The sequence below is a fragment of the Streptomyces sp. NPDC007945 genome (assembly GCF_042958885.1).
Taxonomy (GTDB): Bacteria; Actinomycetota; Actinomycetes; order Streptomycetales; family Streptomycetaceae; genus Streptomyces.
This window is the reverse complement of the sequence record NZ_JBIBJV010000001.1, coordinates 577,310-596,275: the sequence shown is the minus strand read 5'-3', so window position 1 is coordinate 596,275 and position 18,966 is coordinate 577,310. Positions and strand designations below refer to the sequence as shown.

Genomic DNA, 18,966 nt, shown 5'->3' with positions numbered 1-18,966 from the left:
CCCTGGTCAGGGGCATGATCGGAGGTAGCGGATGGGGTAGCGGTAGCGGATAAGTCCGCTACCGGCCCCGGTGTGGGAGCGTGTGGGGCCGGTAGCGGGTAGCGGCTAGGTAGCGGACGTGAAGAGGGCTTCCGCTACCGTTTCCGGCTCGCTGACCTGCGGGGTAGCGGAGGTAGCGGAAGTAGCGGCCCTCAGGAGGGGAGGGGGGCAGTAGCGGGTCCAGGCGTCGTGGAGGTCGGCCGCGTAGTAGCCCTTGAGGACGGATCCGGCGGTCTTGATGTTGCGGGCCTTGATGGGGGTGTTGTCGCCGGTCATGTACTCGCCGAGCATCTTGGACAGGCCCCGGGAGTCGAGCGGCCGGCCGCCCATGTCGGACCAGGGCGCCTCCTCCAGGGCGTTGAGCCGGTCGAGGATGGCGACGGTCGGCATCCGGTCGATCCCGGCCATGACGTGGTCACGCAGGTCGGTCAGGAGCTGGATGCCGATAGAGCCCCTGTCGTTGGCGCGGGCGGCGGCGACGAGTTCGACGCACGCCTCGCGGGCCCGCTTGGGCCAGTCGCCCCCGGCGGCGTCGGCGACGGCGAGGAGGGGTTCCCAGACATCGGCGGGGCGGTCGGTGATGCCGTCGGGCATCTCGGGCCAGCGTCCGGCGATGTCCTCGCGGATCTGGTCGGCCCACTGCGCGAGCCGGTCGCGGATCTTGTTGCCCTCGGGCTCGTGGATCCGCTCGCGGAACGGCTCCACCTGCTCGTTCCTGGCCCGGCGGCGCATGCGGATGATGACGGAGCGGGTGGTGATGGTGTCGGGGAGGTTGCCGAGTCCGGCCATGGCGACGGCGCAGTAGGAGGGGAAGCCGACCACGGTCTGGTTGGCGCCGTCTCCGATGCACCGATACATCTTCCGGCCGCGCCGGTGGCCAGCGTTGAGGAAGCCGCGGAGCTGTTCGTTCTCCCCGGCCTTGGGGCCGAAGACGGTGTCGATCTCGTCGAAGATGATCGTGGGACGCTCGCCGTCGACTCCGGACACGGAGCGGAAGAGGGCGGCCGGGGAGGCGTCCACGGCGGCGAGCTTGTTCGGCACCAGGGTCTCGATGACCTCCAGGGCGCGGGACTTGCCGGAGCCGGGCTCCGGGGAGAGGAACGCGATCCTGGGGGTGGAGTCGAAGGCGTCGAGGAGGTGGGCGTGGGCGTCCCAGAGCGCGACGGCGACGTAGGCGCCTTCGCGGGGGAAGACGTTGAACCGCCGGTGGAACGCCTCCACCTCGTCGAGCAGGGCGGCGCCGTCGATGGGCTCGGGCATGCGGGTGTCCCTCCGTGCAGGGGCGGGGGTGTGGTCGGGGTGGTCTGTCGGGTGCGGGTCAGGGCTTGAAAGGACGCCGATGGCGATGACCTTTTCGGCGCCCACGGCCTCGGCCGGCAGCGTCTGTTCGGCGGCTGCGGGAGCGTGGTGGGCGGGATGGCTCTTAGAGGGGGCGGTCTGGTTCATGCCGCCCTGCGTCCGCCGGCGTTGTGGGTGATGGACCAGTCCAGGCCCCGCCTGATCACGTCGTCGTAGTAGCGCTGCGACTCGGTGGCGTTCCCCGCCGCCGCGCTACTAAGAGCCTGCTCGACCTCCAGGCGGGTGAGGTCGCCGGACGCGACCAGCCGCCCCAAGGCCCGCGCGGCCCGCAGCAGTGTGGCGTTGCGCGTCCCATCCCCGGCGGTAGCGACGTTGGCGACCTCGCCGCGCAGTGCGGCTGCCGCGTACCGGGAACTCTGGACGGTCAAAGGAACCGGCGGCGCCTGTACCGGCTTGGGCCGGGCGGTGAGCGCGGTGTGCAGCCAGTCGGGCAGTGCGACGGGCGGGCGGCTGTCAAGCAGCTCGTACGTTCCGTCGGGGGTGCTGCTGCCGGGGGCGACGACGTAGCCGCCCCATCCCCGGGTGTCGACGTGCCGGGCGAGCCGTCCGGCGGTGTTGCCGAGCCGGGCGCCGGGCGGCTGGGTGAAGTACAGGTGTTGGCCGCCGCGTGCGGTCCGGACGCGGTGGGTGAGGGGGACGGCGTGTCCGGCGCGCTCGCAGAGCGCTTCGAAGTTGGCGACGCCGTCAGGCGTTTCCTCCTCGTCGTCCGCTTTGAGCATGTCGAGGTCGACGACGAGCAGGCCGGACGGGCCGGTGGCGATGCCCACGTTGTACGGGGCGTGGGTCCAGGCGGCGACGAGCAGGTCGGGGTCGGTGGTGGCCCGCTGTTCCGGGGTCCGGTGCCCGGTGGCGCACCGGCCGGTGCCGGGGCAGTTGCGCTCGCCGTGGCCGGCGGGCCGCTTGTCGCGGGGGCGGAGGGGGAAGACGTGCCAGCCGCGTTCGGCGGCGGCCATCGCGTGAGCGAGCAGGCCCAGGCCCGGCATGTCGATGGACGGCAAGTCGCTCACGCCGCCTCCTCCACCCGGGTGCGGGCGAGGAACGCGGCGCCGATCCAGCGGGAGTAGGCCGGGGGGATGGCCTCGGTCAGTTCCTCACGGACGTTCGTCCAGTCGATGCCCATGGCGGCCTGAAGCTCGGCGACGGTGGGCTTGCCGCCGCCGTTGCCGTACGCGGCCACGTACGGGCCGTCGAAGAACTCCCCGTGCCGCCACCCGCGGACCCGGCCCCGGTGCCTGGGGTGCGCGGGCCGGGTGACGCTCCAGCGGCCGAGTTCGAAGTTGCGGTGTCGCAGCACGCCGAGTCCGAACATCTCGCCGCACAGGGTGAGATCTTTGCGGATCTCCGCTCGCCCGTTGGGCTGCTCGATGACGTACGGCAGGCCGGAGGCCTCCAGCAGCCGCCGCGAGGGGGCGACCAGGTCGACGTGGGTACCGCCCCAGCCCATGGCCCGGTTGGTGCCCACGGTCAGCGCGCATCCGGCCTGGCAGGGCGGGGAGGAGTGGACGAACGCGAACCGCTCGATCTCCCCGGTAGTGATGAGGTCGGCCAGGAAGGTCAGGGCGTCGGCCTGGACGAAGGTGAAGGGGTAGTTGGGGCGGGGGCGGATGTCGACGCCTAGGACGTCGAACCCGGCCTGGTGGTAGCCGGTGCCCGCGCCGCCGGCGCAGGAGTACAGGTCGAGCAGCAGCGGCCGGGTGCGGCCGTGTGCTCGCAGGATGGGGATGCGATGGGTCATGCTGGAGGTCTCCAGTTCTGTGAAAGGTGCTGGTGGACGAGGGCGGCCCGTTCTTTGGCGAGATGCGGGGCCGCCCTCGGCGTGTCAGGAAGCGTTCGACGGCTCTTCAGCGGTGGTTGAGGGTGCCGTTGGCGCGGCCGAACAGGCCGGTGGCGGTGATGTTCTGGGTGATGTGGGTGGTCGTCCGCACCGAGCCCCCACCCCTGCCGTGGTTGCCGGTGAGGGCGCGGTGGGCGGTGCGCAGGGCGATGGGGACGGCGATGACGGTGGCGACGAGGAGGGCGGCGGCGGACCACAGGGCGTGGCTCATGGCGATGAGTCCCGGGGCGGCGTAGGAGAGTCCGATGCCGCCGGCGGCGACCCCGCCGCCGACGGTCGGGGCGAGAAGCGCGGTCGTCTTGGCCCACGCCGGAACCGACCCCGCCGGGCGGGCGGGGGCGGTTGGGGTGGGGGTGAGGGTGTAGCCGGTGACGATCCGCCCGTCGGGAAGCTGCACGGACGTGACCGCCGGAAGCCCGGCCGGCGCGGCGGGGACGACGGTGCCGTGCGCGGCGGGGTGGAGGGGGACGGGGTGGTGGATGACGGGTGCCGGGGTGTGGGTGTGGTCGGGCATGGGAGGGCCCTTCTCGGGGTGTGGGTGGGGCCCGTGACTCGGGGTGTCACGGGCCCGGGTGCCGGCTGTCACGGCGGGTGTCAGGGGGTGTCAGGCGGGGGTGTCAGGGCGCGTGACACCCGCTCCCGCCTAAGGGTTTGGGTGTCACGGGCCCCTGACGGTGTCAGGTGTCAGGACGGGTGTCAGGCGGCGGCGAGGACGGGGACGATCCGCCACCGGCCGGTCTGGGCGGTGGGCTCCAGGCGGCCCTCCAGTGCGGCGTCCCGGAGGGCGCCGGAGACCCACGGGCGGCTGAGGTTGTTGGCCTTGCACCAGTCGGCGAAGTCCTTCGGACCGACGACCATCTGTCCGGCCTCCTCGAAGGCGACCAGCGCCTGGTCGAGCAGGTCCCGGGCCTCCTTGCCCTTGGGCTTGCGGCCGGGCTCGGTGCCGAAGAGGGGGGCGTCGTCGCCGTCCTGGGGGTCGGGGAGTTCGGCGTCGGGATCGATGCCGTCGTCCTCCGCGTCGAGCCACATACCCTCGGCCATCTCCTCGTCCTCCTCGGTCTCCACCAACTGGAGCTGCGGGGCGGTGGACCCGGTGGCGGGCGGGCCGTCGGGGGTGTGGCGGGTGCGGTGGGTGTAGGCGTTGCCGACGGTCGCCTGAGCGGCCTTCACCGTGACCGCGTCGACGGGGGCACCATTCGCGGCGGCCCAGTCCGCGAGCTGCTCCATCACGTCGACGGAGCGGGTGGTGAACTGTCGGGTCCGCCCGGGTGCGGCGTGGCGGTCCTCGGGGATGCCCGGAGCGACCACGTAGCAGTAGCCGGGGCGCCGGTTGCCCCACGCGCCGGGGTGGGCGCCGGCGTCCAGGACCCGCTCCGGGAGGGAGAACCCTTCGTCGCGGGGGTCGCAGCCGAGCGCGATCACCGAGGACAGGGAGGCGCGGGTGCTGGTGCTCATCTGGTCGTAGCTGGGGCGCTGGAGGGAGACGACCAGGGAGACGCCGGCGGAGCGGGCCTCCTGCGCGATGCCGGTGAACGCGTCGTCGCCGAGGTTGCGCAGGGTGTTGGCGGCCTCCTCGAACCAGGCGACCAGGAACGCCATGCCCTCGCAGCCGCACGTGCTGCCGTCGGTCCGGCAGGAGTGGGCGGGGTCGGTCTGCCGCTGGGCGGCGGCCGGGAGCCACTGCCGGTAGCGGTGGGCCCCCAGCCAGCGGGTGCGGGCCGGGATGACGGCCTGGAGCGCTTCGACCATGGCCTCGGTGCCGGAGCCTGCTTCCTCGGCCCAGTCCAGGGCCGGGAGGAGGGGGCGGAAGTCCTGGAACGCCTTGGGGTCGGACAGCCACACGTTGACGTCGGTGCGGGAGACGATCTCCGTCATGACGTTCAGGGCTGCGTCGCCCTTGCCCGACCCGGTGCCGCCGGCGACGAGCACGTGACTCGCGTTGCGCTCCTGCTCCGGGTCGCCGGGAAGCCAGAGAACCAGTGGGGAGCCGTCGTCGTACCGGCCGATGACCAGCGGGTCCGCGATCGAGCCGCCGAGCTGGGACGGGCCGTCGTACTCGACGACCTCGCCGAGCATGTCCTCGGGGACGATGACCAGCTCACCCCGACGGGCGGAGTCCGGGTCGGGCTGGAACCGCAGCGCCGTCGTCGGCAGGTCCAGCGCCGAGGCGAGCCTGGGCAGCACCTTCGAGACGTCGTCGGTGGTCTGCTCGCCCGGCTCCAGCGCGACCTGTGCGGTGACCCGGTTCGGCTCCACCTTCGTCGCCCCGATCGCCGCCCGGGCCAGGCCGACCTTCTCCAGCAGCCCCTTGTCCCCGCCGCCGGCGGCCGGGCCGTCGGTGCGGCGCATGACCATGCGCACGTTCCACGACAGCGCGACCACCGGACCGCCCATGAGGAACAGGTCGTCCAGCGGCCCGGCGGTCGGCCCGGCGAGGCAGGCGCCGGTAAGCCACGCCGACCCGGCCGCGACCGTGATCGCGGAGTGCAGGCGGCGCTGCTGGGTGGTGTTGCGGCCGATCCACCAGGTCGCCCCGGTCAGGGCGACGGAGGCGAGGGTGAGGCCGGCGCCGGCGGCGGCGCTGTCGGCCCACCGCAGATTGCCCAGGGCCCCGGCGAGGCCGGTGCCGGCGACGCCGAGCCAGGGCGGCAGGTGGGGCTTGGCCCGGTGGAGCAGGTAGGCCGTGATCGTGCCGCCCGTGGAGCCGCCGCCGGGGTCGGGGTCGAGGACGTCTATGGTCGTGTTCTTGCGTCCGGCCATCACCGGACCTCCCTCCAACTCGGTTACTGCTGGACCCAGTTCATGCGCTGCTGGGCGCGGGGCCGGGCGTGGTGACGGACCCGGTTGATCTCTTCCTGGTACTCCTGCTGGAACGTGGCGTAGGTCGCGGCGGCGAGCTTCGCGGCGTTGCGCAGCTCGTCGGCCGACTTCTGCAACTTCCGGGCGACCTTCGCCGCGCGGACCCGGGAGCCTCCGATGCGGCCCTCGGGGTCCGGCACGGCCGCGAGGACGGACTTGAGGATCTCCGCGCCCATCGCGACCTCGATGGACAGGGCGACGGCGGTGGCGCGCAGGTGGTTGCAGTAGGCGCGGACCTGCGCGGGTGAGGAGAAGTCCGGTTCCGGCATCAGGGCCTGGGAGTGCGGGCGGCGGGCGCCGCCGTTGACGGTGGTGCGGTTGACGCTGACGTTGACCGGGGGGACGAAGCTGCCGCCCATCGCGCCGACGAACCCGCCGACGGCGGCGCCGGCGTTGGCGAACTTGTTGGACTTGTTCCCGCCGCCGTTGTTGCTGTTGGCGCGGGTGTTGTTGGTCCGGGTCGTGCGGGTGGTGCGGCGGGCGTTGGGGTTCGGGATCTGGGCCATGACGGGGTCTCCTCAGGTCACTTCGAGCGGCGGACGACGAGCCAGAACACCTGCACCGCGACCGTCAGCCCCACCCACACCCAGGCCAGCGGGACAGTGAGGGGGCCGTAGTGGACGGTCACGGCCGTCCAGCCGATGGCGAGTGCGGCCAGAGCGGCGGCGGTCAGGAAGCGGCCCGGACGCTCCTTGATCCGGTCCGGGTCCTTGGCCTGGATCCCATACAGGGCCAGCGGCGGGACGAACGCGGCGGGGGCAAGGATGTAGACCATCCACGGGGCGATCAGGTGGACCACGGCCGTAAGGACGTAGCCGAGGACCGCGTAGCCGGTCGGGGCCCAGGCCGCGCGGTGGCGCCAGGCCCAACCGCCCAGCGCGCGGGCAAGCCGGGACGACAGAGACGGGCGGGACTCGGAGACGACGACGAACACCGGCGGGGCACCCTTGGCGCCGCGCTGAGTGGGGATGCGGACGGTGGTGGCACCCGGGGGCACCTGCACCGTGCGGGAACGAGAACGACGAGCCACGGGAAACTCCCTGGTGGTCGGAAGAAGCACAGGTCAGGCCGCGTGAGCGGGGGCGTCCGCGCAGGGGACGCACATGCCCAGCGAGGGCGGGATGCGGTATCCGGCATCCCGCCCGCACTCGGGGCAGACGCGGCGGGCCGCGTTCGCCTTGGCGAGCGCGGCCCGCTTGGCCGGGGTCATCGGACGCACCGGCCGGGCCAGGTCGATCCGGTACAGGTATGCGACCAGCGGGCCGCGCCGGCGGCGGGACCGTTCGAGCTGGGCCACGACCGGCTGACCGCCGGGCCGCAGCCCCAGTGCCCGAAGCTGCCGGAACGTCGCCAACCCCTCCGGCGCCAGACGCCACCGGTAAACGGGCAGGGCGGTCATCCGGTGGTCTCTTCCTGGGACATCAGGGCACCCCAGGCGGTGCGGATCCGGGACTCCGCGCCGACGAAGCCCTGCTCGCGGAACGCGGCGGCGGCCTGCCGGTAGGACAGCGGCGGATCGACGGAGTACCGCAGGTAGCGCAGCACCACGATCAACTGCTCATCGGTGAGCGGCACGGACGGTTCGGGGACCGTCACACCCGTGACGACCGCGACCTCCGCCAGCGTCACGGGCGGCTCCACCAGCTCCGCCGTCGGCTCCTCGGCCGGGCCCGCGACGGGGGCCGTCACGGGCGTCACGGGCGAGGGCGTCACGGGCGTGACGCCTGCCGTGCCGGACGTGGTTTCTTCGGCCGTGACCTGCGTGTCCTCGCCGTCACGGGCCGGGGCCGGTGCTTCGAGCACGGGCCGCTTGGGGGCTTCGATCGGCTCGGCCGTGACGGGGGGCGTCACGGCCCGCGTGACAGTGAACATGTCGGCCAGGGCCGCGTCCGCGCCGGCCGTGACGCGGTCGCGCTGAACGTCGACCAGCCGGGTGCCCAGGGCGATGTCCCCGGCCCCGACCTTCTTGCCGAGCTTCCAGTACGCCAGCTCGGCCTTCTTGCGGACCTTCGGGTCGGGGTGCCGCTCGGACATGGCCCGCTGGTAGGCGATCGCCTGCACCAGATCCGCCGCGTGGGCTTCGGCCTCGGCGTCCCGTCCGTCGCGGTAGACGACGATGCGGCGGGCCAGGAACGCGGCGCCCTCGGCGGAGGCGGTCATGCCCATGGGGGTGAGGGCGTAGATCACCATTTCGCCGAGGGTGGTGGCGGCGGTGGCGGACATGGCCGCCGCGGCTGCGGGAAGAGCCCACAGCCCCGCCCGGATCACCCGCGGCGAGGACTGCCCCAGCAGGGTCAGTCCGAGGAGGACGATGGCGAGGACGGCGGTGGCGCCCTCGCCGGCCGCGACCGCGCCGACGGCGGTGCCGGAGCCGTAGGCGGCCTTGATGTTGGTGTAGGTGCCGTACCCGCCGGCGCCGCCCGTGACCAGCATCGGCACGAACGCCGCCCCCAGCACCACCCGCTGAAGCGTCCCCAGCTCCCTCTCGGCGGCGCTCACCGCTCTCCCTCCGCGCTCGTGATGTCGAAGGGGGTGTAGGTGGCGGGGTGCTGCTTCGTCCACTCCCGGACGTAGAGGGCGGCCTCTGCGATGGGCATCTCGTCGGCGAACTTCAGCAGCATCGACAGGCCGATGGTCACGTCCTGCGCCCGCTTCTCCAGCACCCAGTAGTGCTTGGCCTCGTCGCCGTCCTCGATCGAGGGCAGCGGGAGGTCCAGGGCTTCCACGATCGCGGCCACCAGGGAGGTGACCTCACCCGGGAGGTCGGTCAGCCGGCTCATGCCGCGCCTCCCGTCTGTCCCAGGGCAGCGCGGTTCGTGAGGTTGCGGCGCTCGTCCAGGACCCGGTTGCGGGCCCGGCGGATCCGCCGCTCGTCCAGCACCGTGGCCGGACGGTCCAGCATCCAGATCTCGACGTCGAGCAGGTCGAGCTCCGCCGCGATCAGCGGCATCTCCCGCTCGATCGCGTCCAGCTCCGCGTTCGACGGTTCACCGTCGAACGGGACGGCCGTAACAACGGCCTGAAGTGCAGCGATGGACTTCATTGGGTCGTGCTCCCTTCTCATCCAAGGGGGTAGGAACGGCCCGAACCGAGGCCCCGGAGTTGCCGCTCCGGGGCCTCTCGCCGTTTGGAACCAACCGGCTCCCCTCAACCCCGCCCGTACGGCACCCCGGCGAAGAGGGCCGGACGGGCGGAGGAGGCAGCCAGCCGCAGCCGCCGAGCGGCCACGGTGGTCAGATGACGCGGTGGGCACGGCCACTCCGCCGGTCCAGCGGGAGTGGCGCCCAGAGTCTTCGTCGGTACACATCAACCCCCGAAGGTGGTCGGACATGTGCAGGTAGTGCGGGTGTTGCTGAGGTCTCGCCTTGGGGAACACGGGCTCCCTTTGAGGCATGCGAGACGGTGACCTTTCGGTCTCGCCCTCCGGGATGACAAGGGCCCGGGACCCTCGGCCCGCTCTGTCCCGGGCCCCTTAGGCACGCGCCGTCAGGGCCTTTGCGGCCCATCTGGTGCGCGCCAATAGATTGACATCTGGTGCGCACCAGATGCAATCCCTTGGTTCGGGTTGCGTGTCGGTGTGCTCTTCCAGAGAACGGCTCAAGGTGGGGGTATCGGTAGCCAACTGGGGTTAACCTCAAGGGTGTTAACCAGCTCTCACCTGCGGCTTTACGGAGGCGGCGTGGCTACGGGGTTAAAGGCGATTCGGACCGCGCGAGGGTGGTCGCAGGACCGGCTGATTCATGAGATGCGGCGGTACGCGGAGCAGAAGCTGCTCGACACCGCTTCGGCAGCGAGCCTCAAGACCTATGTCTCAGAGTGGGAGAACGGGCGGCGCGCTATCACGGAGCGCTACGCCGCGATCTTGCGGCCCCTCCTCGGCGCCACAGACGTTGAGCTGCGGGGAGAGCTGGAGGCGCCGGAGACTCAGGCGGACGGCTACGCGGACCTGCTGAGTCGGATTGACGCTGCTGGCAGCCTGAGCCAGTCCATGGTCCCGTCGTTCCTGGCTCAGACCGAGCTACTCCGGACCATGGACCGCCAGATGGGCGCCACCGGCCTGGTAGACCAGATGAACGGCCACCTGGCAGCGATGGAGGAGGCGTTGACCTTCGCGGTGCTGCCGGGCGCGCGACGGCCCATCGCGACCGCCCTCGCCGGGGCGTCCACCCTCGCCGCCTGGCAGGCGCTGGACGCCGGCGCCGTGGATCGGGCTTGGCGGCGGTACGAACTCGCCAAGAAGGCCGCGCAGGATGCCGAGTCCCCGCTGTACCTGGCACACGCCATGGGCGAGCAGGCGTACGTACTCGCGGACGCCGGTAGGCCCCAGTTGGCGGTCGAGCTGGTACGCGACGCCCAGCGCACCGACCCCGAGCGTCAGTCGCCCCGGCTACGGGCGTGGCTCGCGGCGGCTGAGGCCGAGCTGTGCGCTGCCGCTGGCGGCCCCGAGATGGAGGCAGCAGCGCGGGCGGCTCTTGACCGGGCGACCAACCTTCTGCCGGACGATGGGGAGGTTCGCGACGCCGACATGCTGAGCATCTTCCTCGACACCGGCCACCTGTCGCGGTGGCGGGGGAACGTCCTGGTCAAGCTCGGCGACGTCTCAGCGATGGAGGAGCTGTACGCATCGCTCCGCAGTGCCGATGGGACCTTCGTCCGCGCGAACTCCGGGATCCACTGCGACCTCACCCAGGCGCACCTCGCCCGCGGCGAGGTGGACGAAGCGCGGAAGCATCTCCAGAAGGCCCGGTTGCTGGCGAACCGCACGGGGTCCGTGCGGTACCGCCGGCGGGTGGAGCTTCTTACCGGGCGCCTCTAGACCGAGACGCGAGGATGTGGAGCAGGGCGACGAGCGTGCCGGAGCCCATGAGCTTGCCTTCGGTCATCAGGCGCGGGATGTCGTCGAGAGGGATCCAGGCGATCTCCCCGGCCTCCTCGGCGTCGGTCGGCTCGCCGACCTTCTCGGCGCCACGGGCCACGAAGACCTCATGCGGCGAGTCGACCATCCCGATCATCGGCTGGTAGCTCACGACGTGCTCGACGGGGCCGGGGCGCCATCCCGTCTCTTCCTCGGTCTCGCGGGCCGCCGTAGTGGCCGCATCCTCGCCCGCATCCACGATGCCACCAGGCAGCTCCCAGCCCCACTGCTGCGGCACGAAGCGGTACCGCCACAACATGAGGACGCGGTCCTGGTCGTCGATCACGGCCGTGATCGCCACACGGAAGAGGCGGACGACGTGGTGCTCGAAGCGCTCGACGCCGGGGGGCTCGACGTCGACCAAGTCCAGGTTCACCCACGGGTTCTCGTAGACGTGGCGGGAGCCATGGATCTTCCACGGCTCCAGCTCCGCCGGCGTCGGAACGCTCTCGCCACCGAGAACCCGGTAGGAGCTGCGGTCGTGAGCCTTGATGAAGTGCTCGTTCGATAGACGGGCGAGAACCTGACGCAGCGCGGTGCGGCCGATCTCCAGCTCCGCACTCAGCGCGCGCTCGGACGGCAGCTTGTCGCCGGGGCCGTAGCGCCCGGACTCGATCCACGAACGGATCGTCTCGTAGACCCTCTGCGTCTTGGGTCCCATCCTCGGCGCACACTCCCGGATCGTCGGCTGGTGACAGCCAGCGTATCCGGGGAGCAGAACGGATGACTCGACCATGTGAACCTTTCGTCCGTTGATCGCTCGCTTCTTGATGCTGGTTGCAAGAGGCAGCTACGAGGCCGTTGGGGGTGGTTGCTTGGGGTTCTGTAGGCAGCCCCCCCAGCACGAGCCTTAAAGGCCAGGTTCAAGCGTCGCGCGTCACAGGCAGAAGCGCAGGCTTCCCGGCGCGTCGGAGCACTACGGACTATACCCACTGAAACTGAACCAGACTCCACCCAAAAGCATCATGATGACCTCAATCACGCCCCGCCACGCCATTCATAGCTAGGCTGCCGAGAAATGAAAGGAATGTGGCCATGTTGACCATATTCTTCTTGAATCCACATAGCAACATCATGCTCGATGAAATCGAAGCACATTATGAGTGAATAGCTATCCATTTCGAGCAGGATGCGCGCGTTTTCCTCTGGATCCCGCCCCGGGTCGAAGGTTAGGTCGTCGGTGTTAGAGATAAAATCGAGATCTACTCGATCGACCTTCAGATCGCTTGACCTGAATTCTTTCTGAAGCACCGTCTCAAGCGCGCAGGTCGTAGCTGTTTGAAGGTAGCTGAGCCCCACCACCTCTCGCCTTAGCCAGCGCCTACACCGTGCATCGAAGGCTGGCAGTACATTAATCCTGGTAACTTCCTCGTCCTCCAGGAAAGGGGAGAAGCGTGCAATCTTCTGGAGAGCGTCAATCGCCTCTTTGGCTGTAACGTGAAAGAACTCCCTACGGCCGTTGACTCGTTGGTGTGAAAACTTCTCATGGAGGCGTCGCTCGACCTCCACGCAATCGGCGACCAGTTCGTCATAAGCGACCACGAAAGGGGTTGGAACTCCTGTATGACGCGAGAGGTCGCTTGCGCGCACCCTAGAAGTCCCTCTGGTCAATCCAATTTTGACCAGGTCCGGGACCGAGGAGTTCACGAGGATATAGACGTATCCAGCTGCCTGCTCAGGGGCGTCAGTCATGGCCATGTTGTAGCAGCAGGGGCTGACAGGCGGCGATGGGTGACCGCGCCCACCTCAGCAGGGCTCGATCGACCCGAGCCCCCGGGCCGTCTGGGGGCCGTGCGAGGGGGCCCGACGTCGACCGACAACGACTAACCATGACGGCTAGAACGCAGGTCACGAGCGGGTGGAAGTCACCCCACCACAAGCTAGCCTGACGAGTAGTCAATTCTAGCTATGCTGGTGGTTGGTTGGCTTGTGACTACGGGACGTCACCCCAGGGCCTCGGCATGCAGGTGTCCAGCGACGGCCCCTAGCGTGCGGCGTAGTGAGGCTCGGTTCTCCCCGCATGGGCCTGACGGCAGTCTGTGACGGCAACGTCGATGTACTCGGGAGCTCACGGGGGGCTCGATGACACCCCGGTTGGCGTGACTTCATGTACGACCGCGAGGCCGGCGGCGCGGCTGGGCGAACTTACAAAGCAGATGTCGGCGGTTCGAAACCGTCCGCGCCCACCAGCAGGTTGAACGACGAAGGCCCAGGTCACCGGTACTGAACCGGGAGCCTGGGCCTTGTTCATTCCCCGGGCCGGGGAGGTGGGGGAGGGGCGTCGTGCCAGTTACGTGCCAGATGCGTTGCCGGGCCCGTCCGGCCGGACCTTCTTGATCTGCTCGTCGACGTGGGCGGCGATGGCGTGGTCACGCCCATTCACCAGGTGCTGATAGATCAGCGCGGCCCGCACCGACGAGTGCCCCATCCGTTGCATCAGCTCCCGCGTCGTGGCGCCCCCGGTGGCGGCGAGGGTGTTCCCGGTGTGGCGCAGATCGTGGAAGTGGACGTCGCGGAGGCCGGTGTCCTTCAGCGCTCGCAGCCACAGCCGGCGGAAGTTGTTCCGGCGCAGTTGCCCGCCGCGGGCTCCGGTGAACACCAGCCCGGTGCGACCCGGCTCGGCGTAGACGGCGAGATGAGTGGCCAGGCTCTCCGCCAGCGAGGCCGGAAAGGCGACGGTCCGCACACCGGCCGCGCTCTTGGGGGTCTTGATCAGAATGCCGTCTGTCCGGGTCTCCGCCAGAGAACGCCGCACGGCGACGGTCCGCCGGTCGAGGTCGACATCATGGCGCTGAAGCGCGGCGAGCTCTCCGAAGCGGAGACCGGTGAAGGCCGCCAGCAGGATGAACAACCGGAAGCGCGCCGGGACGGCGTCGGCGAGCTGGAAGACCTCGGTGACGTCGAGGAAGGGCCGCTCAGCGGTCTTGGCCGCTCCAGCGCCCTTGATGCGGCAGGGATTGCGCTGGATCAGCTCGTCGTCGACCGCGGTGTTCAGGATGGCGCGGAGGATCTGGTACGCCTTGGCGACCGTCGGCTCACCGACACCCGACTCCAGGAGGCCGGCACGCCAGCGGCGGATCTGCGGTGTGGTGATCTCGCTCAGGACCACGTCTGCGAAGGTCGGCAGGATGTGGAGGCGAAGCGCACTGCCATTGCGTTCGCGGGTGGTGGCCGCGTAGTCGCGTTCCTTGAACCAGGCGTCCGCGTAGACCCCGAAGAGAACCTTGTCGTCAGGGTTCTTCCACTTGCCGTCGATGATCTCCGCTTCCTTGCGGACGAGCCAGCGATCGGCATCGGTATGCGAAGCGAACGTCTCGGGCGCGGATCGAGTCAGCCCGTCCGGCCCCTGGTAACGGGCCTGGAAACGACCTGAGGGCAGCTTTCGCACGGCACCGAAGCGGCGGCGCTTGCCTTTGGTGTTCGCCATCAGGCCACCGCCGCAAATCGGCGATGAGTGGTGATCGGCTGGACGGTGTGGACAGCGACGAATTCCTCCAAGGCCCGCTCGGGGATGCGAACATGCCGTCCCACCTTGACGAAGGCGATCCGGCGCTCGGCGATGAGCCGGCGCGGGAACCTCTCAGTGGTGCCGAGGAGTTCGGCGGCCTGTACCACGGTCAGCAGTCGGTCGGTCATGCGCTTGCTCCCTCCAAGGCGAGTTGGTCCCGCAGGGCGGCGCGGGCGGTCTGGCGGTTGAGGTGGATGTCTCGGGCGATCGTGGCGGCGAGGGCGGCCTCGCCGGGGGAGTGGCCGTGGCCCGCGTACTGCCAGGAGGCGAGGACGAGCACGGTGCTCGGGTCGGCGTGGCCGTCCTGGGCCGCGCGGTAGTCGGCGCGGATCTGGCGGAGGGCGCCGAGGGTGGTCGAGTAGTGGCGCGACTTGGTGGAGAAGTGGCCGCGGAAGCCGAGCATGTGGGCCCAGGCGGTGAGCTTCCGGTCCGGGTAGAACGGGGCCAGGTTCAGGCAGGCTTCGATGAGGCGGCGGGGGTGGTCGGGGACGTCGAGGAGGTCGAGTACCTCCCGGTTGCCGATCCGGCGGTCGAGGCTGCCGGTGGTCTCTGCGGCCTTGGTGGCGTACTTGGCGACGTACGCGGCCACGGCCTGTTCGGTGATGTCGGAGCCGTCCCCGAACGCCTTGACCGGACGGATGTCGAGCTGACGCCCCCACTGGAAGAGCCGGCGCGGCTGATCCCCTGCGGCCGGGACGGTGACGGTGGTGTACGCGTGGACGGCGGCGGCCCGGATCGCGTCGTCCAGCAGCGGCACGGTGGCCCAGGAGGGCGGCGCACTGGCGGGCCCGTCCGGTCCGTCGAGCCTGATGACGGCGTGGAAGTGGATGGCGCCGCGCTTCTGGAACTCGGCGACCTTCCCGTACGAGACCCGCAGGACGTCCTTCATGGCGCGCTGCGTGAGCCCGGCGCGGGCGGCCAGTTCGCGGCGGAGTCGGTTGGTGAAGCGCTGCCAGAGCTGTCCGGCGTGGTTGTTGAAGAGGACGGCGCCGGCGTAGTCGTACGAGTCGGGGTCGAGGGCCGTGCCCAGGGCGGGGTCGTCGTCCCGGTGCCGGACGCCGCAGCGGCAGGTGCCCCGGTCGGGTCGGTTGTGGACGGGCCCGAAGGACGGGGCGGTGAGCGTCGCGAACACGCGGGGGTGGTCGCGGACGGTCGCGGGGATGTCCTTGGACTCGTCACCGGCGAGGCCGGCGCGGATCAGGTGGTACGTGTCCCCGGCGTACGTGTGCGCGCAGGAGGGACAGCGGGAGGCCCGGCGGTTGCCGCAGGCGACGCGGAGGCGTCCGCCGGGTTCGGTCTCCGTCGAGTAGCGGCGGAGGGTCTCGCCGGAGGTCCGGTCCTTGGCGAGGGACCAGCCGGTGAGGTGGACGGGGTCGGAGCAGCCGCCGGTGCGGTGCACCTGGTCCTTCCAGCGGTCGAAGTCGGGGTTCGCGGCCACGCGGAGGATGTCGTGCAGGGTGGCCGGGTCCAGGCCCGCCGCGGTCGCGGCGTTGGGCTGGGCCATGATGGGTCTTCCTTCCGGTCGAGAGATCGGCGAGGGGTACGGCTCCCGGGCGGCGGATGCTTGGCGGTATCGAGGCCGCCCGGGGGCCGGTTAGCGGCGGCGCTTGTTCGGGGACGTGAGCAGCGAGCGGACGACGACCGCGCAGACGGCGACCGAGGCGGCGGTGACGGCGGTCGCGAGCAGCATTGAGACCAGGACCGTGCCGACGACCAGGACCACAGCGGTGCCGGCGCCGACGACGGCGAGGACGCTGCCGGGGGTGATCTGGACGGTGGGCCGGGCGGTCGGGCCGACCGGAGCCGCGGCCGGGGGCATGGTCTGCGACACGGGCTCGACGGCGGTCGGCTGGACGACGGCGGGCGGGGCGGTGACGCCGACCGGGGTCGGCATGGTGGGGATCTTGGGGCGGAGCATGGGTGGTTCTCCTTTCCGGGCGGGGCGGATCCGTACGGGTCGGGTCACTCGGAGACGGCGGCGTCGATGACGGGGGCCAGGAGGCTGTCGGCGAGGAGGAAGCCGCCGAGGAGGAGCACGGCGACGAGCCACCAGGGCGGGCGGATCAGCTTGATGCCGAGGGCGCCGACGACGAGGAGGGTGAACCAGAGCGGGACGTCCACGGACGGTCTCCGTTCAGTCGGTGGGGCGGCAGCGGTGGGTGCGGGCGGCGAGCTGGGCGGCCGAGGAGCTGGAGTAGTCGGCGGACCAGCCGCAGCGGTCGGCGGTGCAGACGGCCGCGTACTTGGTGCGGCCGTGGCGGTCGCGGTGGGTGCCGATCTGCACGGGGCCGATGCGCATCAGGGAGTGGAAGTGGTCGCGGGCGGACATGCCGTTCTCCTTCCGGTTCAGGCGAGTTGGGCGGCGATGGCGCTGGCCATGGGCGCGGGGACGCCGAGGCGGGCGCGGAGGGTGTCGGTGTCGATGGGGGCGCCGGTACGGGTGTGGTGGTCGGCGGCGACCTTGCGGGCGTGCTCGACGAGCGCGGCCGGGACGGCGGGAGCAGGCTCGGGTGCTGGGGCGGGAAGGGCGGACACGTCGACCGGCTCGGTCTCCGGCTGAGTCACGGGCTCGGCATCTCCGCTGTACTCCGGCTCGGGTACGTACTCCGGCTCCGCAGGCTCCGGCTCGACGGCCGGGGCAGGGGCAGGCGCGGAGTGGGCGAGGAGCGTTCCTCCGAGGAAGGCGACCGCGGGCCATCCGGCGACGCCGAAGCGCAGCCAGGCGGGAGGGTCGGCGAGGTCGAGGAAGCCGGCGGTGGCGACGTTGGCGCCGAGCGAGGCGAAGAGCGAGACCAGGAACCAGCACCAGGCGAGCCGGGACGAGCCGTCCGCGCGGAGCCGGCGCCAGGCGGCGACCAGGAGGAGGTCGACGGAGACGGGGTAGGCCCACGCCTTCCATCCGGTCTGCCCGGCAGCGGCGGCCAGGTCGTGCAGGTGGGCGAAGGACAGCGCACCTGCGATCAGGGCTTGGACCAGCACGGCGTCGACGCGGAGCTTGCTGGTCATGACGGCATCTCCTTGGTGGGTGTTTCGGGCATGGCGGGGGTAGGGACGTGGCGCGAGGAGGCCGCGCCGGCCAGGGGAGCGGGGAGCCTCAGGGAGTGGCCGGGGCCGCCGGGGCCGGAATGGCCACGGGCACGGCGGGCGAGGCGAGGACCGGCCGGAACGCGTCGAGCGCGGGCAGGTCCGGGGTGAGATGGGCGTGCTTGTTGCAGGCGTCCACCGCGGCGCGGAGCGAGGTGTGGGGCGTCCGGATGCGGGACCAGCCGCCGGACGCGTCGCCGGTGATGGCGAGGCCGGGAGCGGAGACGGGAATCTGGACGGTGGCGAGGACGGCGTCCGGCGCGATGTCACCGAAGGCCATGTTGGCGCTGGTCTCGTCGTTGACGCGGTGGGCGGTACGGACGCTGAGCTGGGCGCGGAGCATGGTGATGCCCTTGCCGAGTTCGGATCCGAAGCGCTGTCCGCAGATCTCCAGGTAGATGCCGGCGGCGCGGCCGAGCTGGGCGAGCCGGGCGAGGGCGGTGATGATCCGGTCGCGCCGCTTCTCCTCGTCCTTCGTGGCGAAGAGCGCGAGTTCGGCGACCTCGTCCACGAGGAGGACGATGGGAACGGGGCGGAGGTGGTCGGGGAGGTCCCAGATGTCGGCGGCGATGTCGGCGTCCGGGGTGTCGGCGGTGATGCGCTGTTCGGCGCGGATGAGCTGGTAGACGTCCTCCATGTGCGAGATGAGGGCATCGAGCAGGTCGGCGGCGGTGTCGGGGTTGTCGGCCAGCGCGGAGAACCGCCGGGCCAGAGGGAACAGCTCCACCCCCTGCTTGCAGTCGATCCCCACCAAAGCGACTTCCTGAGAGGCGAGTTCGGCAACCAGGTTCCGTTGGTAGACCGACTTCCCCGACTTGGTGGCGCCGACGGTAAGGGCGTGCGGGGTGGTCCGGTAGTCGCGGTAATGGACGTCCCCGTCCTCGCGGAGGGCGACCGGCACCCGCATGGTCGAGCGTTCGGCCCGCGACGGCATCTGAACCCGCCGCAGCACGTCGTACCCGGTCATCCGGAGTTCGACCACGCCGGAGCGGATCTCCCGCGAGGTGACCCCGAACATGCCGAACGAGTGCCGGAGCCGGTCGCACGAGGCCGCCACGTCGAAGGCATCCTGTCCGGGCCGGAGCCCCAGCCGTAAGACGAGCCCGGTACGGGTGGGCCGGAGGCGCAGGATGCGAGGAGCCCGCGGTTCGGGGGCGGGTCGGTTCGCCATCCGGGCGATGGCGAGACGCCAGCGGGGCGGCGGAACGGTGAGCCCGCAGGCGTCCATGACCGCCCGGTACCGGCCGAGGACCCGGCACGTGGCGAACGTGACGCCGAAGGAGAGCCAGTACCAGGCGGGCCGCCGCCACCGCAGGAGACCCGCGAGGACGGCGACCAGCACCATGGCGGCGATCAACCACCGCATGA

General features: G+C 71.0%; 22 protein-coding genes. 1 reads left to right on the top strand and 21 read right to left on the bottom strand.

Features of this window, described 5'->3' with window-relative positions:
* Positions 1-105 precede the first annotated feature (105 nt).
* From ACFZCF_RS02790 to ACFZCF_RS02740, 11 genes are all read right to left on the bottom strand, one after another.
* A complete protein-coding gene (locus ACFZCF_RS02790; protein ID WP_391284178.1) occupies positions 106-1,299 on the bottom strand; it encodes a DUF3631 domain-containing protein in 1,194 nt (397 codons plus the stop codon).
* Positions 1,300-1,481: 182 nt separating this feature from the next.
* A complete protein-coding gene (locus tag ACFZCF_RS02785) occupies positions 1,482-2,381 on the bottom strand; it encodes a bifunctional DNA primase/polymerase (RefSeq protein ID WP_391284766.1) in 900 nt (299 codons plus the stop codon).
* Positions 2,382-2,401: 20 nt separating this feature from the next.
* The gene (locus ACFZCF_RS02780; protein WP_391284176.1) at positions 2,402-3,133 is read right to left on the bottom strand and encodes a DNA methylase; all 732 of its coding nucleotides are present in this window, start codon (positions 3,131-3,133) and stop codon (positions 2,402-2,404) included.
* A 106-nt stretch (positions 3,134-3,239) separates the two neighbouring features.
* A complete protein-coding gene (locus tag ACFZCF_RS02775; protein WP_391284175.1) occupies positions 3,240-3,746 on the bottom strand; it encodes a hypothetical protein in 507 nt (168 codons plus the stop codon).
* 182 nt (positions 3,747-3,928) lie between these two features.
* Positions 3,929-5,992: a plasmid transfer protein TraB gene (gene traB / locus ACFZCF_RS02770; protein ID WP_391284173.1), complete on the bottom strand. Its 2,064-nt coding sequence runs from the start codon at positions 5,990-5,992 to the stop codon at positions 3,929-3,931.
* Positions 5,993-6,015: 23 nt separating this feature from the next.
* Positions 6,016-6,597, bottom strand: a complete 582-nt coding sequence (gene traA / locus ACFZCF_RS02765; protein ID WP_391284171.1) for a plasmid transfer protein TraA — start codon at positions 6,595-6,597, stop codon at positions 6,016-6,018.
* Positions 6,598-6,614: 17 nt separating this feature from the next.
* Positions 6,615-7,121 carry a hypothetical protein gene (locus ACFZCF_RS02760; RefSeq protein WP_391284169.1) on the bottom strand — a complete coding sequence of 169 codons (507 nt, stop codon included), beginning with the start codon at positions 7,119-7,121 and terminating at the stop codon, positions 6,615-6,617.
* A gap of 33 nt (positions 7,122-7,154) precedes the next feature.
* The gene (locus tag ACFZCF_RS02755) at positions 7,155-7,490 is read right to left on the bottom strand and encodes an RRQRL motif-containing zinc-binding protein (RefSeq protein WP_391284167.1); all 336 of its coding nucleotides are present in this window, start codon (positions 7,488-7,490) and stop codon (positions 7,155-7,157) included.
* Positions 7,487-8,590 (bottom strand): hypothetical protein, encoded by a 1,104-nt coding sequence (locus ACFZCF_RS02750; RefSeq protein ID WP_391284165.1) that lies wholly within the window; start codon positions 8,588-8,590, stop codon positions 7,487-7,489. Before ACFZCF_RS02750 ends, ACFZCF_RS02755 begins: the two co-directional genes overlap by 4 nt.
* A complete protein-coding gene (locus tag ACFZCF_RS02745; protein ID WP_391284163.1) occupies positions 8,587-8,871 on the bottom strand; it encodes a hypothetical protein in 285 nt (94 codons plus the stop codon). Before ACFZCF_RS02745 ends, ACFZCF_RS02750 begins: the two co-directional genes overlap by 4 nt.
* Positions 8,868-9,134, bottom strand: a complete 267-nt coding sequence (locus ACFZCF_RS02740) for a DUF6284 family protein (RefSeq protein WP_391284161.1) — start codon at positions 9,132-9,134, stop codon at positions 8,868-8,870. The genes ACFZCF_RS02745 and ACFZCF_RS02740 overlap by 4 nt, the downstream gene beginning before the upstream one ends.
* Positions 9,135-9,770: 636 nt before the next feature.
* Between ACFZCF_RS02740 and ACFZCF_RS02735 the strand changes: the two genes are divergently transcribed.
* A complete protein-coding gene (locus ACFZCF_RS02735; protein WP_391284159.1) occupies positions 9,771-10,907 on the top strand; it encodes an XRE family transcriptional regulator in 1,137 nt (378 codons plus the stop codon).
* Here the strand turns inward: ACFZCF_RS02735 and ACFZCF_RS02730 are convergent.
* The 10 genes from ACFZCF_RS02730 to ACFZCF_RS02685 all read right to left on the bottom strand — a co-directional run bounded on the left by ACFZCF_RS02730 (position 10,891) and on the right by ACFZCF_RS02685 (position 18,964).
* The gene (locus ACFZCF_RS02730; RefSeq protein ID WP_391284156.1) at positions 10,891-11,667 is read right to left on the bottom strand and encodes an NUDIX domain-containing protein; all 777 of its coding nucleotides are present in this window, start codon (positions 11,665-11,667) and stop codon (positions 10,891-10,893) included. The genes ACFZCF_RS02735 and ACFZCF_RS02730 overlap by 17 nt on opposite strands.
* Before the next feature lie 317 nt (positions 11,668-11,984).
* Complete coding sequence (locus tag ACFZCF_RS02725) at positions 11,985-12,698, bottom strand: GIY-YIG nuclease family protein (protein ID WP_391284155.1); 714 nt, start codon at positions 12,696-12,698, stop codon at positions 11,985-11,987.
* A 598-nt stretch (positions 12,699-13,296) separates the two neighbouring features.
* The gene (locus ACFZCF_RS02720; protein WP_391284152.1) at positions 13,297-14,433 is read right to left on the bottom strand and encodes a tyrosine-type recombinase/integrase; all 1,137 of its coding nucleotides are present in this window, start codon (positions 14,431-14,433) and stop codon (positions 13,297-13,299) included.
* Entirely contained in the window at positions 14,433-14,642 is a 210-nt protein-coding gene (locus ACFZCF_RS02715) for an excisionase family DNA-binding protein (RefSeq protein ID WP_391284150.1), read from the bottom strand. Before ACFZCF_RS02715 ends, ACFZCF_RS02720 begins: the two co-directional genes overlap by 1 nt.
* The gene (repSA, locus tag ACFZCF_RS02710) at positions 14,639-16,018 is read right to left on the bottom strand and encodes a replication initiator protein RepSA (RefSeq protein ID WP_391284149.1); all 1,380 of its coding nucleotides are present in this window, start codon (positions 16,016-16,018) and stop codon (positions 14,639-14,641) included. The genes ACFZCF_RS02715 and repSA overlap by 4 nt, the downstream gene beginning before the upstream one ends.
* A 90-nt stretch (positions 16,019-16,108) precedes the next feature.
* On the bottom strand, positions 16,109-16,432 hold the full coding sequence (locus tag ACFZCF_RS02705; protein WP_391284147.1) for a SpdD-like protein: 324 nt from the start codon (positions 16,430-16,432) through the stop codon (positions 16,109-16,111).
* Between the two features lie 44 nt (positions 16,433-16,476).
* Positions 16,477-16,635 (bottom strand): hypothetical protein, encoded by a 159-nt coding sequence (locus ACFZCF_RS02700; RefSeq protein ID WP_107063396.1) that lies wholly within the window; start codon positions 16,633-16,635, stop codon positions 16,477-16,479.
* A 13-nt stretch (positions 16,636-16,648) separates the two neighbouring features.
* Positions 16,649-16,843 carry a mobile element transfer protein gene (locus ACFZCF_RS02695; protein WP_043231506.1) on the bottom strand — a complete coding sequence of 65 codons (195 nt, stop codon included), beginning with the start codon at positions 16,841-16,843 and terminating at the stop codon, positions 16,649-16,651.
* Between the two features lie 17 nt (positions 16,844-16,860).
* The gene (locus ACFZCF_RS02690) at positions 16,861-17,520 is read right to left on the bottom strand and encodes a DUF2637 domain-containing protein (protein ID WP_391284144.1); all 660 of its coding nucleotides are present in this window, start codon (positions 17,518-17,520) and stop codon (positions 16,861-16,863) included.
* Positions 17,521-17,608: 88 nt separating this feature from the next.
* Positions 17,609-18,964 (bottom strand): FtsK/SpoIIIE domain-containing protein, encoded by a 1,356-nt coding sequence (locus ACFZCF_RS02685; RefSeq protein WP_391284143.1) that lies wholly within the window; start codon positions 18,962-18,964, stop codon positions 17,609-17,611.
* Between the last annotated feature and the right edge of the window lie 2 nt (positions 18,965-18,966).

Coding starts and splice junctions, on each gene's coding strand:
- ACFZCF_RS02790 (WP_391284178.1), bottom strand. CDS start 1,299: ATGCCCGAGCCCATCGACGGCGCCGCCCTGCTCGACGAGGTGGAGGCG.
- ACFZCF_RS02785 (WP_391284766.1), bottom strand. CDS start 2,381: ATGCCGGGCCTGGGCCTGCTCGCTCACGCGATGGCCGCCGCCGAACGC.
- ACFZCF_RS02780 (WP_391284176.1), bottom strand. CDS start 3,133: ATGACCCATCGCATCCCCATCCTGCGAGCACACGGCCGCACCCGGCCG.
- ACFZCF_RS02775 (WP_391284175.1), bottom strand. CDS start 3,746: ATGCCCGACCACACCCACACCCCGGCACCCGTCATCCACCACCCCGTC.
- traB (WP_391284173.1), bottom strand. CDS start 5,992: ATGGCCGGACGCAAGAACACGACCATAGACGTCCTCGACCCCGACCCC.
- traA (WP_391284171.1), bottom strand. CDS start 6,597: ATGGCCCAGATCCCGAACCCCAACGCCCGCCGCACCACCCGCACGACC.
- ACFZCF_RS02755 (WP_391284167.1), bottom strand. CDS start 7,490: ATGACCGCCCTGCCCGTTTACCGGTGGCGTCTGGCGCCGGAGGGGTTG.
- ACFZCF_RS02745 (WP_391284163.1), bottom strand. CDS start 8,871: ATGAGCCGGCTGACCGACCTCCCGGGTGAGGTCACCTCCCTGGTGGCC.
- ACFZCF_RS02740 (WP_391284161.1), bottom strand. CDS start 9,134: ATGAAGTCCATCGCTGCACTTCAGGCCGTTGTTACGGCCGTCCCGTTC.
- ACFZCF_RS02730 (WP_391284156.1), bottom strand. CDS start 11,667: ATGGGACCCAAGACGCAGAGGGTCTACGAGACGATCCGTTCGTGGATC.
- ACFZCF_RS02725 (WP_391284155.1), bottom strand. CDS start 12,698: ATGACTGACGCCCCTGAGCAGGCAGCTGGATACGTCTATATCCTCGTG.
- ACFZCF_RS02720 (WP_391284152.1), bottom strand. CDS start 14,433: ATGGCGAACACCAAAGGCAAGCGCCGCCGCTTCGGTGCCGTGCGAAAG.
- ACFZCF_RS02715 (WP_391284150.1), bottom strand. CDS start 14,642: ATGACCGACCGACTGCTGACCGTGGTACAGGCCGCCGAACTCCTCGGC.
- repSA (WP_391284149.1), bottom strand. CDS start 16,018: ATGGCCCAGCCCAACGCCGCGACCGCGGCGGGCCTGGACCCGGCCACC.
- ACFZCF_RS02705 (WP_391284147.1), bottom strand. CDS start 16,432: ATGCTCCGCCCCAAGATCCCCACCATGCCGACCCCGGTCGGCGTCACC.
- ACFZCF_RS02695 (WP_043231506.1), bottom strand. CDS start 16,843: ATGTCCGCCCGCGACCACTTCCACTCCCTGATGCGCATCGGCCCCGTG.
- ACFZCF_RS02690 (WP_391284144.1), bottom strand. CDS start 17,520: ATGACCAGCAAGCTCCGCGTCGACGCCGTGCTGGTCCAAGCCCTGATC.
- ACFZCF_RS02685 (WP_391284143.1), bottom strand. CDS start 18,964: ATGCGGTGGTTGATCGCCGCCATGGTGCTGGTCGCCGTCCTCGCGGGT.